Raw genomic sequence first — 12,580 nt, forward strand, 5'->3', positions numbered from 1 at the left:
ATTAAGCCATTTTACTGTTAAGTCAAGTGTAAATAGTCATGTCTTTTTGTAGTTTAGTGTATACATTTTTCATTAATTAAGAAAAACTTTTTTCTCTACAATCATCTTTATTTAGCCTATAAATGCTACACTAAGATGCATTTATAAAAAGTCGTCTTCCGACTCCATTAAATCATTGATGGTTATACCACCCCATTCAATTCCCCTATTTGTCCTTTTCTTTTCATAACCTTCTGCTATAAGGGCTCGTGAAAAATCTCTATTATTCCTAATGTATTCTCCATTTGAACCAGCCCACTCACGATAAACTTGATATAACCTTGCACTCATTTCTTTATAATTTGTTCCTTTTATGCATTTATCTGAAATAAAATGGTTTATCCAGTCATTTTCTTCTTTATATGATTTTTTTGCATCATCTACTACATTACACTTTGGATATTTAAAGCCTGCATCTATATATTCTTTTGCTCCTTCAATCATCCACTGTAGAATTGCCTCACCTGCTTTTTCTAGGAGCTTATCTATATAGTCTGTCTTAGGATTTTTAATGGCGACAGAAAATGGAGCCACCACAATTCTTCTCCAGGTACCTCGATCATTAGATCCTACCTTTGGTAAATGATTTGTATAGAGAATAGTAGAATGCGTTGGCGTAAATGAAAATGGTGCATAGTATTTTCTTTCTGCTGAAATATCATCAACACTTGCTATCTGCTTTAGCATTGAACTTGACAGTCTTTGACCCTCTTCTGTTTCAGAGGCTAGAATAAATCTCTTACCACATAACTCTGCAAGATCAACCTTCACATTCTTTGCTCTTGTTGTTAAAGACTCAGCTGGGATTTTACCTGCATAGTCTCCAAGAACGTGAGCCTCTGAATTAAAGACTGTAGACTTCCCATTTCCTCCATCTCCATAAGCTATAAGGAGTGCTTCTTCATAAACATGACCTATTAATGTCGACCCTGCATGGAACTTTAAGAAATTAATAAACTCATCATCTCCACCAGTTACATCCCTTAAAGTAGCTATCCACATATCCATATTATCCTTACTTGGAGCTAGGGCAGTAATCTTCGCGCAATAGTAAGATGGGTCATGCTCTTTTATTTCACTTGTTTTTAAATCAATAACTCCAACAGGTGTATTTAAAATAAAAGCATCTGCATCAAGTTTTTCATTTTTAACTTCTAACAAAGACTTAGCTAGTTTTAATATTCCAGATACTTTTCCGTGGTCGTTCATTTTTTTAGCAAAATTGAGATAAGCTTTTGCACTATTTATTTTTAATTTTGCTTGTGCTTTTTCTTCCTTACTTCCCATCATTTCAGCATCTGCTAATTCTTGATAGGTCTCTTTAAATTCAATGCTTGCATTTTCTAAAACTTTTTTGGCAGTCTCCATATAAAGACTCATTACTTTTAGCTCAGAATCTTCCCACTTCTTGCCCGTCCAATAAAGCCAGCCTTGAGATATCGTGTAGATAGCTTTATCTTTGTTATGCTTAGTAAAGATTTCAGCCATTGCTATATCTGTAAGTTTCTCTGGCTTATATTCCTCATATCTTTCATTGTATTCTTCAGGTGGCACATAATCTTCACTTGCCGCCACCTTTTTATAGAACTTACAAGCTGACCTCCATATTTGTTCCAGTTCATCATCTGGGAGTGGTGGTGAACAAAGACTAGCTTTTTTATCAAATAGTTCTCTTGCCTCATCTGTATTTCCATATCGAATTAGAATCCTACCAGCAAAATGGTTCATAGTTGAATTTCTAGAGCCTTGCTGAATCAAGTCTTGAGAGTTATCAAAATCCTCAAAGTCGTCTTTTAGGATTTCTGTCACATATTTTCTCCCTCTAACTATTTCAACGGCAGGATTCTTAACTCCAAAGAAAAACCTCGCTCCATCTAAGGCATTCCCATCAAAAAAAGTATAAGTCTGCGCCAGCCTTTCTTTTATTCCTACATATTCAGCTAAATTTGTGATCTTAGGAATTGGGAAATATATGTGCATTCTTGGTCTTGCAGCTTTTCCATTTTTTTCTTTTCTATGGTTTCTGCTGTAAACTATGGCAAATTTAACTCCGTCAAAGATTCTTTTTAAATCATTAGCTGAAATCCAGTCATCTGGATTTTCTGAATGATCGTTGTCTATATCCATGGGAACACATTCCGACTCTATAAAATTATCATTGGACCTGTAGGAGTTTTTATACTTAGCCATTACATGATCAAAACTTGCGGCTTTCTCAAATGACCTAACATCTACTGCATTAACTTCATTTGGATAAACACAGTTTGACTCCACTCCCATTAAGTTTGAGGTGTATATTTTCAATTAGGATACCTCCTTTATATAACGAATCTTCATTTTTCTCTTCTTAGCAATTTTTATTTCTTCTGCCATTCCAGGACTTATATGATCACCAAAAGCCCAGACTTCTTCACATTTTCCAAGAAGGACATAATTAAAATGCATGGCAAGTCTTCTCTCACTTTCATCACTCATAAACTGAGGAAATAAAAGATGTGGTGCTATGGGAATATTTCCTTTATCTAAGGCATATCGAGAATACTTCTGTGCCTTGATGACATTATTTTCTAGATCTTCAGAAAATGGACTGCAGATATATACCAGGGGATAGTATCTCTTCTCTGCATTTTTAATTGCTTGATAAGGAGTGGGATCCTTGCACCCACTCCCGTTGTATAGTTCCTTATTCATAAATATCCCTCATTGTTTCACTACAAGTATTACAGCAAACTTGAGTAGAAAATAAATCGCCATCTTCCAATACTTTATTTAATTCTACTCGAACTTCTTTTCCACACTTTGGACAGGTGCAAAAGACATTCTCATCATTTATTTCAATGCTTATTTCCATAGAATCATTTATTTTTTCTTTAACATAAAACATGAATAACCCTCCATTAGTCTTTTTTATAAAATTCACTTTCAAATCCATCTGCATCTAAGATAAGTCCAGGTGCCCAACTAGGAACTAAAGACATAATTTGATTTATTTCTTCTATGCTAGATGAATCACTTTCTATTACAACTTCGTCATGGATGTGCATGACGATATTAAATCCTTCATTTTCAATTCTCATCATAGCCTCAGCGAGAATATCCCTTGCGATAGCTTGAACTATATTTTCTACAAATTTTCCACCATAGGATTCAATCTTGTCCCACTTATTTCCAACTACGATTCCTTCATAGACTATTGATTCACCACCGAATCGATTCATCCCTATTTTTGCTTTTGGATAAGCAAGTCGTCTTTTTGAAGGAAGTTCTATGAAAAGAATGCCTTTTTCATAGCTAATAACTAGGCTCTTATATTTTTCTTTAGTTCTAGTCTTTACAACTCTTTTTACGACTGAATCTATATCCCACCACAAGCTTACGATGTTAGGATTAGCCTCTCGCCAGGAATCAACTATTGATTGAAGTTCATCTTCAGACAAACCCATCTCAATACCACCCATTGCTTTAAGAGCACCTAAGGCCCCTTGATAACCACAAGCTAAAGTCGCTATCTTTCCTTTTTGCCTGAGATGTCCATTAACTCCATGTTTTTCAACTGGCACTCCAAACATCCTCGATGCTGTTCTACAATAGATATCTTCTCCATTTTCAAAGGCATCCAATACCCATTGTTCTCCTGCAAGCCATGCAAGGACACGAGCCTCTATTGCTGAAAAGTCTGAAATAATAAACCTGGTGCCTTCTTTTGCTATAAAGGCTGTCCTTATTAATTGGGATAAAATATCAGAAGGAGATTCATAGAGAATTTCCATAGTTTCGTAATCTCTATTTTTTACAAGACTTCTAGCTAGGTCTAAATCTTTTAGATTGTTTCTCCTTAAGTTTTGAACTTGAATAAGCCTTCCTGAATATCTTCCAGTTCTATTTGCACCATAAAATTGGATCAGCCCTCTTGCTCGATTGTCTTTTCCTTTTACATTTTTCATAGCATCATATTTTCTAACTGAAGATTTAGATAATTCCTGTCTAAGTTCCAAGACCTCTTTTATATCTCCCTCAGTATTTTTAAGAGCAGATTCTACATCTTTTTTAGCTAAGGAGTCTATCTCTAAGCCTTTTTTATTAAGCCATTCTTTTAGCTGTAATGGAGAGTTTGGATTTTCAAGGCCAGTTAGTTCTATGGCTCTATCCATGTTTTCTTCTCGTAAGATTCCGTCAAATTTAATAGCTGAATCGACTAAAACTTCATCAATTAAAATTCCTCTATCGTTGATGTTTTGATCTATCCAGTAGTTTTCCCATTCTGAATGAGACATAGGAAAGGCTGATAGTTTTTTCTTAATAGCCATTTCTGTTTCCACATCTCTTTGGTTATATTCCTTAAATGTAGACCACTTTTCTAAATCATGATGTGATAGATTTCTTATCCTCATACCATTAGTCTTAGTTGGTTTGCAGGGAGTAGAAAAATATCTAATAAGGGCCTTGCCTTCATTCATCTTTTGCTTATCAAGTTTCAAAACCTCTCCTACTTTTTCAAGCGATAGAGGTAACCCTAGATAGGCTGACCAAATCATAGTGCAGTACCAACCTTGAGGTTTTAGTCTCTTACCTAAAAACCTAGATAGACACACCCTTTCAAAATTTGCATTAAAGGCCCACTTTTCTACGTTTTCATCACTAAGGGCTGACAATATTTCTTCAGGAATAATCTCTCCATTTGCCAAATCTATGACCTTAACTTCTCCATCATTAATAGAATAGGCAAAGAGGAGGATTTCAAAATCCTCACTCTCGGCATATTTGTATACACCACTTTTGCCTAAATCAACTGAAGAATAGGTCTCAAGATCTATGGACAATTTCTTCATAGCTATCACTAAGCTTTGTTAATTCTGCTAAATTATTTTTTCTATCTTCTTTTATTTGCTTTTCTATTTTTCTGATATCTCTATCTAGTTCTTTTAGCTGAGCTTGTAAAAATCCAAGCTTATACCATAAAAAGGACCAAATAGCTAAAACTATTGCTGTAATTAAATAGTCCATTTCTACCTCCTATGCTAAGAAATCTTCATCATCGTCCATAGCATCAAAGTCATCTGCTGCATTAGACCTATTTCCTAAAGGTTGACCATCTCTTAGTTTTTGAATATTTCCAAGGCCAACGGCCACTCCTTTATTACCATTTACATTGTAGGCGTAGAAGTTAAGAGATACCCTCGCATAAACTCCTGAGTAGACTTCACTTCTATCAAGAATAGGTTCTACATTTCTATCCACAATTTGAGGTGCTGTCATAGAGTTGGCATTTAAGAAGTATGCATCTGCATAAGCCTCATCATCTTTTTCTGTGTCACCATCTCTTAATGGAAGTTTGATAGCTTTCTTATTTGGTTTCTTTCCATTGAATTTAGAAAGTCCTTCATCAATAGCAGCATCTACTGCTTTTTCAATTTTCTCAATTGTCTTTTGGTCGCTCTTTGGGATAATGACAGATACTGAGTATCTTTCTTTACCACCATTGATTGACTTTGGTTCCCATCCGTTAAAATATGATAATCTAACTTCACCTGTAATTACTTTTGTTTTATTTTGCATTATTAAATCCTCCAAATTCTTCTTTCACATTTTCAATTACAACTTCTTCTCTTTTATCATTAATGTTCACTAAGGTAAGTTTGCCTTTTGGTTTTTCTAATAAGTCGCTGATATTTTCATCAAAGACTTTCTTACCTAGTAACTTAGTCATAGCTGTAATGCCAAGTAACTTCTCTTCAAAGGGATTAAATCCCAGTTCTTTTACTTTTTTTACAACTTCATCTTCATCTCGGTATTTTCTATTAGACCTACCTTCGACAAGTTTTAGATCCTTCCATCTATGACCCTTCATTGCTCTTTCTAAAGCGTAAGCCTTGATATCTTTGACCCATTGTTCCAGTTCGTCTAATCTTGGTAGAATCTCTTCAATTTCATCATCAGATAGTTCTGGTGGTAGGATAAATTCTTCTTGTGCCAGTTTTAGGTTTTCTTCTGCCCTTTTCCTACATTTATTCTTAGCTTTACAGAAGATGCACCATTCTCCACAAGAGAATTCCCCCTCGCCTTTATATGCTTTCTCAGCAATCTCTCGTACAGATTCTCCCCACTCATATAGTTCTGTCTTTTTAATTTCATAAGTTGATATGTTACATCTTCTTGGTTGATAGATGTGAAGTATTACATTTTCGATATCATAAATTCCATCAAAGAGAATTAGAGCACCAAGCCCATATAACATTAGTTGAGTATTTTCCCTAGCATCTACTAAAACTCCCTGACCATACTTTAGATCTATTACATGAAGTTCTTTTCCTCCAACAACTACACAGTCAGCAGTTCCAAAGGACTCCTTAACATAGTCTGATAGGTCAAGTCTTTCTTCCACAAAGACGGCTGGGCTTTCGTACCTACTTATTACTTCTGTCACATATGAAGCATATCCCTCAGTTAGCTCATCCATTTCCTCATCATAAAAATCTAAATCCTCTGTCGGGTCTTTAGTATCTAAACCTAATAACTTCTTTAGTTTATATTCTGCTAAGGCATGAGCCGATGTGCCTTCAAGTGCATAAGGACTAACCTCATCTTCATATTTTTCAGAAAGCCTAACGCTTGGTGGACAGTGAATCCACCTATTAGAAGATGATGCTGATAGTATTGCGTGAGCACCCATTACAACTTCTCCACGTCTGCTACCAAGTCTTTATAGTTACTTGGTTCAATCTCAGATAACTTTTTAGCTCCATACTTTTCTAAGAGTTCTCTTATCTTAGCTGTATGGCCTAATCTTGATTTGTCGGCTAGTATCTTTCTAACATCTTCAATCTCATAGGTCTTTTCTTCTTGTTTTGCCTTCTCTTCTTTAGGTAGTTCCTCATCACTTTCTAGTGCTGTTAGAAGGACACCTATACTAGATGCAAGATTCTCTGCATCTTCTTTGATTTCCATTAGTAGCTTTATTCTTGGCACTTTTTTCTCCTTTCTCTGGTTGCATTAATTCCATAGCTATCTTCTTGGCAACAATTGAGATGGCTATTAAACTTTCTGCCATCTGTTCGTTTTTTACTAAGTCCACTTTGTTCCTCCTTTCATACTCCTTGGGACATTCATTAAATTTTTGAGTAAGATTTCTCCTCTCATACTCCTTAGGACATTTGCCTTCATTTTGAGTAAGTTGTATCTCCTCATACTTCTTAGGACATCCTGTTTGTATTTGAGTAAGACTTCTTCCCTCATATTCCTTAGGACATCTAGTAAGTTTTTGAGTAATTATTTTTTCCAGGGTCTTAATTTTTCTTGAATCTTTGGTAAATGCTTATTTTTGATGTTATTAACTGTTTTTTGGGATATTCCTACTACTTCTGCGACTTCTCTTTCTTTCATTTCGTAGAGGAAAAGTAGTTTTAGAACTTTTTTATCTCTTTCAGAAAATTCACTAATGACTTCTAAGAATGCTTCTTCTAAAAGTTTGTACGTTACTATTTCCTCAGTATTTTTAACGCTAGTTACTTCAAAGTCGTATTCTTCTTCAGCAACATCAAGGGATAAGGGAAGACCATATTCTTTTGTTTCGACAAAGCCTGTTTCTAAACTTCCTGCTTGGACGTAGTTTCCATTTTTCTCAGCCACTGTTTTAATTCTGTCTTTATCTTGTAGTTCTTCTAAATTCTTGTAGGCTCTTTGGATTCTCTTTTTTTCTCTCCAGATTGGTTTCATATATTCTTTGTAGACTTCTTCACTAACTTCGATTTCTTTGCCATTTATTTCTAAATATCTTTTCTTTGCCATCTTTTGCCTCCTTGCAAAATCTCTAGATCCGCAAGAAGGCCATCCGTAAAAACAAAAAAAGACGGCAATAGAAAACCATGATTTGGTTTTCCGACTGCCGTCTAGCGTTCTTGCGGATATCTTTTACTTATTTAAAATTTTAATTTCGCCTTTAACTACATAGGCTATGGTTGTACTTTTACCTCGCCTGATAGTTAGCTTTTTCTTGTCTTCACTAATATCACAGACTCTTTTTCCTTCTTTGTTTCTTATTTCTATAGGATCACCTCCTTAATATAAAAATAGCCAGATGAGTTTCCTTTTGAATACTCATCCGGCCATTTGATAGTTACATTTACTTCTTTGCTCGGTATGGTTTTTTCTTATTTTTGTTTGATATTTCCAGTGTTGAGATTTTCCCACAGTGTGGACATTTTGCTGCTATCTCTATTTTCTCTAAAGGAATTCTTGATACATCAAAAAATCTCTTTTTACAGACTGGACATGCCATTTGTTCCATAATACCTCCTTATCTTTCCTTGTTAGCTTCTTTGCTAATTTCTTTCTTAAAAAAATATAGCTAAGCTATATTTTAAAAACTAAATTCGTTATATAGTTCTTTTGTTAATTCAAAGTCATTAGGTGCATAGCCTAATACTTTTAATCGAACTAATGCTGCTGTTTTTGATACTTGGAATTGCTCTGATACTTTCATGATGAAATCAAATAGATAAGTCTCATCCTTAATGTGCTTATCATAACCTAGATAGTATAGATACTTTATAATCGCTTTTTTATTCATCAAAAGACAAGAAGCAAATGTGTTTGCCTGCCATTCTATTGTATCCATAAATCCCCAGCGTTTATTTTTCTTCTTATTAACATCGCCAGTTCTACAAGCTAGTGACGCAGGCTTTTCTTCTTCATTAAAAAAAGTTAGTTGGTTTGGATCTCTATAGAATACACACGGATGAATTACACCATGGCCACATTCATGAGCTAGGGTAAATCTTCTAAATCCTTTATCTCTTGGATTGTCCAATTGCTTATCTATTAGAATAGTATTGGCTCTATCTGTAAGATATTCTAGTTCCCATTGCCCAGTTTCAACATTTGGTATTAGGCTTTTCATTGTTCGTATTACTTGGTCATCATTAAAGACCATCATCCCTGCATAGCATCCGTTATGAGATAAGTAGGCATATTCAACATTAAACCCTAAATCAAATTCTGCCAGTCCCTCAATATCTACTGCTTCAAAATTCTCGATTGCAGAAGGACAATATTTATTGAGAATTTGCTCGGTCAGTGATTCAATTTGATCTAAAGTGATAAATGGAGCACCTGTACTTGATTTGTTGAAGTTATATTGATACATGCCTACCTCTCTTTTTCAATTTCTTCAATGAATTTTATCCACTCTTCTTCTTTAACATCTAAGTCTCTAGCCTTTCTCAAAGCTACGCTTAAGCCTTTAGTCTTTAAAATATACTCTGGCAAATCAGGTGCCACCGTATTTCTTTGCTTTCCAGCTAAATCCATCATAATGGATGATTCTTCTTCATCCAAGTTTAATATTTTAGCAATTTGGTTCAACCTATCTAAGTCAAAAGAATCTCTTTTTCCTTTCTCTACATCGCTTAGATACGGTGAGGAAATATTAAGCCTGTCCGCCATATCCTTTAAGGTGATTCTTAAATCCTTTCTCTTCTGAGAAATAAAATCCCCAAAAGTCAGTTCGTGATTGTTCATGATTACCTCCTATTACTTTATTAGCTAATATGCTAACTTGTTTATATTTTACAACTTATTAATTGATGTGTCAAGTCCTAATATCTATTCTGTTCACTCTCCCTATAAATATCTATCCTGCCTACACACCCCTACGATTTTTACTATTGATATGTTCCCACAAGGTGTTTTCCAAATAAAAAAATGGCTTTTAAGATTTCTTCTAAAATCCTAAAAGCCATTGATTTCAACAGTCTTATAGCTTGTTATTCTATTTTCTTGACATCAATACTACACTCTCCACGTGTGGCGTTTGAGGAAATAAATCCACTGGTTGAACTTCTTGGATTTGATAGCCCAGGTCTACGAATTCTTTGCAGTCTCGAGCCAGGGTGGCGGGGTTGCAGGAGATGTAGATGATCTTTCCTGGGGCTAATTGGCCCAGACTTTGGATGAAGCTGGGATCTAGGCCCTTTCTCGGTGGGTCTACAAGGGCCAGGTCAAATTCCAATCCTTGCTTTTGCCATTGGGGCAGGATTTTTTCCGCCTTACCAGCTTGGAAATAGACATTGGTAATTTGATTTATTTTTTTATTTTCCTCTGCTGTTTGGATGGCTTCCTCTAAAATTTCCATGGCATGGACTTGTCTGGCTTTTTTTGCCAAGTGGAGGCTAATGGTCCCTAGGCCGCAATAGGCGTCCAAAACTCTTTCTGTCCCTTGGAGTTGGGCATAGTCCAGGGCCAGCTGGTAGAGGACTTCTGTTTGGGGAGTATTAACCTGGTAAAAGGCTTGGGGGCTTTGGTAAAAGCTCAAGCCCAGGAGCTGGTCTTTTAAGTACTTGTCGCCCCAAAGGATCTTGGTTTTTCTCCCCAATATTTCCTGGTGGTCTTTTTCCTGTTTATTTTGGGCTATGGAAACCAGCTGGGATATTTGGTCCTTCAGGTCTTGGTAGAGGGCCTGGTCTCCCAGAGGGGTCTCATTTTTACAGACAAAGAGAATCATGGTCTCCCCACTATAGTGGCCTCTTTTTAGGATAATATGGTGGAGGTTACCCTGTTTGCTTAGGGGGTCATAGGCTTGAATCTTATGTTTTCTCAAGATGTCTCGAGCCTTGAAGATGCTTTCTTCCAGGGACTTTTCCGCCAGGTAGGTCTGGTCTACGGGGATGAAGTCGTGGCTTTTACGGCCAAAGATGCCAAATTCCAACTGACCCTGGATGTCTTTTACAGCCAGGGTCATTTTATTGCGATAAAACCATGGATGGTCCATGGTTTTAAGGGGCTTGATTTTAATGTTTCTTTGGCCGGCAATTCTTTCCAAGGCTTGCTTGACGACATTTTCTTTAAAGGCTTTTTGCCCCTGGGCATTGAGGATTTGTAGGGGCATAATGGGCATGAGGGTGGGATCTTTGGCCTCTTGTCTTTGGGGACTTACTTGCAAAATTTCCACTAGGTCTCCTGAGGCGAATTTTTTCCCTTTTTTCGTGACTTGGTAGAGGATTCTTTCTCCCGCTAGGGCCCCGGGAATAAAGATGGGAAACCGGTCTTCTTTAACGACTCCCCGCCCGTCATGGGTCATATTTTCAACTTGTCCTTCTAGGTATTCTTTCATGGTGGTCCTACTTAATGAGGTCGATGCTGTAGTCTTTAATGGTGGCTAGACGGTTTTTATAGAGGCGACCAGCAGCCCGTTTAAAGGCTTTTTTGGATAGTTTGGTGGCCTGGTAGATTTTTTCTGGCGAGGATTTATCTCCCAGGGCCAGGTGGCCCTTGTTGCGCTTTAATATGGTTAGGAGGGTTTGGGAATCTTTTTCCAGGCGGTTGGACACGGAGGCCTTGGTGGTCATGGTGATTTTTCCATCTTCATGGGCAAAAATCACCCGTCCTTGGACTTCTTCTCCTACAATGTAGATTCCTGTGGCTTCTTTTTCGGGAATCAGGCCGTCGTATTGGTAGTCAATAGCCACAAAGTAGCCTAGTTTGGCCTTGTGGTGGTAGACAACGCCCTTGACTTGGTCTCCAGGATGAAAGGTCTTGTTGCCCTTTAAGTGGTCCTTAATCTTGGTGGTCAAGGCCAGACGGTTGGACTTGTCAATATAGAGGTAAAAGAGCTGGACTGATCCCTCTTTTAGGGGGTAGACTTGCTCGGTAAAGGGGCACAAAACATCCCGGTCAATGCCAATATCCACAAAGGCTCCAATTTTTGTGGCACTGACCACTCTTAGGGGCCGGATTTGCCCCAGGCTAATCTTGGGTTCTTGGATGGTGGCTTGGAATTCCTTGTCGTGGTCTTTATAGATAAAGGCCAGGACCTTGTCCTTTTCTTTCAAGTCACTTTCCCGAAAAGGAATCCTTTGACCGTCCAGGTCACAATAAAAGTTTTTTCCTTCTTTTTTTACTTCTACTTCAACTTGCTTTCCTAATGCGTTCATTTTAGGACTCCTTTTTCTTTTAAGTATTGGGCAATGCACATTTTCCCATAGCCAAAGGTGGCTTGGTTCATCTGTCCGATATAGAGGCTACCCTTGGGTAGGTCTTTTAAGACCTGGATGGCATAGTAGGTGAAATCAGGCCATTGGCCCAGGAGGGTGATGGTTTCCAAGGCTCCCTTGGCCTCCATTAGGTCATAGTAGCGGGCCAGAATAATGCCGAATTTTACGGCTTCAATTTCTTCTGAATACCGCATAAGATAAAGGCTCAAGCCCAGATAGGGCAGGTCTCCTGCATCTTCTTCCCGGTACATCCATTGGTGGTAGTGGGCCAGAACTTCCAGGGCCTTGTGGCCTTTAAAAAAGTCATTGATCTGACTTGGACTGGTACTTTCCTTGTAAAAATAGGACAAGATGGCTGCATCCAAGGCGTCTGTATCCTTGCTTGGATTTACTTTTTCTCCCCTCATAACCCGGTATTCCAGTTCACCTGGGTCTGAATGGTAGAGTTCCCGCATGGGAACGTATTGTTCCAATTGAACGGGTCTTTTTTCCCAATCGGTCATCCGTTTATAGATGGTGGCTTTTTTCTTTTTTGACCATGGCCATTTCATCTT

The 12,580-nt window shown here is 37.3% G+C and carries 16 protein-coding genes; all 16 read right to left on the reverse strand.

What is annotated here, in order from left to right:
- Positions 1-141: 141 nt before the first annotated feature.
- A complete protein-coding gene (locus BQ7400_RS04930; RefSeq protein WP_002834898.1) occupies positions 142-2,343 on the reverse strand; it encodes a phage/plasmid primase, P4 family in 2,202 nt (733 codons plus the stop codon).
- Entirely contained in the window at positions 2,344-2,730 is a 387-nt protein-coding gene (locus tag BQ7400_RS04935; protein WP_002834899.1) for a DUF7768 domain-containing protein, read from the reverse strand. It abuts the gene before it with no gap.
- Positions 2,723-2,923: a hypothetical protein gene (locus BQ7400_RS04940; protein ID WP_004835125.1), complete on the reverse strand. Its 201-nt coding sequence runs from the start codon at positions 2,921-2,923 to the stop codon at positions 2,723-2,725. The genes BQ7400_RS04935 and BQ7400_RS04940 overlap by 8 nt, the downstream gene beginning before the upstream one ends.
- A gap of 13 nt (positions 2,924-2,936) precedes the next feature.
- Positions 2,937-4,868, reverse strand: a complete 1,932-nt coding sequence (locus BQ7400_RS04945; RefSeq protein WP_072469698.1) for a DNA polymerase — start codon at positions 4,866-4,868, stop codon at positions 2,937-2,939.
- The gene (locus BQ7400_RS04950; protein WP_002834902.1) at positions 4,843-5,043 is read right to left on the reverse strand and encodes a hypothetical protein; all 201 of its coding nucleotides are present in this window, start codon (positions 5,041-5,043) and stop codon (positions 4,843-4,845) included. The genes BQ7400_RS04945 and BQ7400_RS04950 overlap by 26 nt, the downstream gene beginning before the upstream one ends.
- Before the next feature lie 9 nt (positions 5,044-5,052).
- Positions 5,053-5,595 (reverse strand): DUF2815 family protein, encoded by a 543-nt coding sequence (locus BQ7400_RS04955; RefSeq protein ID WP_002834903.1) that lies wholly within the window; start codon positions 5,593-5,595, stop codon positions 5,053-5,055.
- Positions 5,585-6,709, reverse strand: coding sequence for a DUF2800 domain-containing protein (locus BQ7400_RS04960; protein ID WP_002834904.1), 1,125 nt, complete (start codon positions 6,707-6,709; stop codon positions 5,585-5,587). The genes BQ7400_RS04955 and BQ7400_RS04960 overlap by 11 nt, the downstream gene beginning before the upstream one ends.
- A complete protein-coding gene (locus BQ7400_RS04965; protein WP_002834905.1) occupies positions 6,709-6,984 on the reverse strand; it encodes a hypothetical protein in 276 nt (91 codons plus the stop codon). Before BQ7400_RS04965 ends, BQ7400_RS04960 begins: the two co-directional genes overlap by 1 nt.
- Positions 6,947-7,111 carry a hypothetical protein gene (locus BQ7400_RS10600; protein ID WP_002834906.1) on the reverse strand — a complete coding sequence of 55 codons (165 nt, stop codon included), beginning with the start codon at positions 7,109-7,111 and terminating at the stop codon, positions 6,947-6,949. Before BQ7400_RS10600 ends, BQ7400_RS04965 begins: the two co-directional genes overlap by 38 nt.
- Before the next feature lie 194 nt (positions 7,112-7,305).
- Complete coding sequence (locus tag BQ7400_RS04970; RefSeq protein WP_002834908.1) at positions 7,306-7,824, reverse strand: sigma-70 family RNA polymerase sigma factor; 519 nt, start codon at positions 7,822-7,824, stop codon at positions 7,306-7,308.
- A 334-nt stretch (positions 7,825-8,158) separates the two neighbouring features.
- Positions 8,159-8,323, reverse strand: a complete 165-nt coding sequence (locus BQ7400_RS10605) for a hypothetical protein (protein WP_002834910.1) — start codon at positions 8,321-8,323, stop codon at positions 8,159-8,161.
- A 72-nt stretch (positions 8,324-8,395) separates the two neighbouring features.
- Complete coding sequence (locus BQ7400_RS04975; RefSeq protein ID WP_002834912.1) at positions 8,396-9,181, reverse strand: ImmA/IrrE family metallo-endopeptidase; 786 nt, start codon at positions 9,179-9,181, stop codon at positions 8,396-8,398.
- Between the two features lie 2 nt (positions 9,182-9,183).
- On the reverse strand, positions 9,184-9,555 hold the full coding sequence (locus BQ7400_RS04980) for a helix-turn-helix domain-containing protein (protein ID WP_002834913.1): 372 nt from the start codon (positions 9,553-9,555) through the stop codon (positions 9,184-9,186).
- Between the two features lie 250 nt (positions 9,556-9,805).
- On the reverse strand, positions 9,806-11,146 hold the full coding sequence (gene rlmD / locus BQ7400_RS04985; protein WP_072469699.1) for a 23S rRNA (uracil(1939)-C(5))-methyltransferase RlmD: 1,341 nt from the start codon (positions 11,144-11,146) through the stop codon (positions 9,806-9,808).
- A gap of 7 nt (positions 11,147-11,153) precedes the next feature.
- Positions 11,154-11,966, reverse strand: a complete 813-nt coding sequence (locus tag BQ7400_RS04990) for a CvfB family protein (protein WP_072469700.1) — start codon at positions 11,964-11,966, stop codon at positions 11,154-11,156.
- Positions 11,963-12,577, reverse strand: coding sequence for a hypothetical protein (locus BQ7400_RS04995; protein WP_072469701.1), 615 nt, complete (start codon positions 12,575-12,577; stop codon positions 11,963-11,965). Before BQ7400_RS04995 ends, BQ7400_RS04990 begins: the two co-directional genes overlap by 4 nt.
- Between the last annotated feature and the right edge of the window lie 3 nt (positions 12,578-12,580).

This window comes from Urinicoccus massiliensis (genome assembly GCF_900120405.1).
Lineage (GTDB): Bacteria > Bacillota > Clostridia > Tissierellales > Peptoniphilaceae > Urinicoccus > Urinicoccus massiliensis.

Coding starts and splice junctions, on each gene's coding strand:
- BQ7400_RS04935 (WP_002834899.1), bottom strand. CDS start 2,730: ATGAATAAGGAACTATACAACGGGAGTGGGTGCAAGGATCCCACTCCT.
- BQ7400_RS04940 (WP_004835125.1), bottom strand. CDS start 2,923: ATGTTTTATGTTAAAGAAAAAATAAATGATTCTATGGAAATAAGCATT.
- BQ7400_RS04945 (WP_072469698.1), bottom strand. CDS start 4,868: ATGAAGAAATTGTCCATAGATCTTGAGACCTATTCTTCAGTTGATTTA.
- BQ7400_RS04950 (WP_002834902.1), bottom strand. CDS start 5,043: ATGGACTATTTAATTACAGCAATAGTTTTAGCTATTTGGTCCTTTTTA.
- BQ7400_RS04955 (WP_002834903.1), bottom strand. CDS start 5,595: ATGCAAAATAAAACAAAAGTAATTACAGGTGAAGTTAGATTATCATAT.
- BQ7400_RS04960 (WP_002834904.1), bottom strand. CDS start 6,709: ATGGGTGCTCACGCAATACTATCAGCATCATCTTCTAATAGGTGGATT.
- BQ7400_RS04965 (WP_002834905.1), bottom strand. CDS start 6,984: ATGGAAATCAAAGAAGATGCAGAGAATCTTGCATCTAGTATAGGTGTC.
- BQ7400_RS04970 (WP_002834908.1), bottom strand. CDS start 7,824: ATGGCAAAGAAAAGATATTTAGAAATAAATGGCAAAGAAATCGAAGTT.
- BQ7400_RS10605 (WP_002834910.1), bottom strand. CDS start 8,323: ATGGAACAAATGGCATGTCCAGTCTGTAAAAAGAGATTTTTTGATGTA.
- BQ7400_RS04975 (WP_002834912.1), bottom strand. CDS start 9,181: ATGTATCAATATAACTTCAACAAATCAAGTACAGGTGCTCCATTTATC.
- BQ7400_RS04980 (WP_002834913.1), bottom strand. CDS start 9,555: ATGAACAATCACGAACTGACTTTTGGGGATTTTATTTCTCAGAAGAGA.
- rlmD (WP_072469699.1), bottom strand. CDS start 11,146: ATGAAAGAATACCTAGAAGGACAAGTTGAAAATATGACCCATGACGGG.
- BQ7400_RS04990 (WP_072469700.1), bottom strand. CDS start 11,966: ATGAACGCATTAGGAAAGCAAGTTGAAGTAGAAGTAAAAAAAGAAGGA.
- BQ7400_RS04995 (WP_072469701.1), bottom strand. CDS start 12,577: ATGAAATGGCCATGGTCAAAAAAGAAAAAAGCCACCATCTATAAACGG.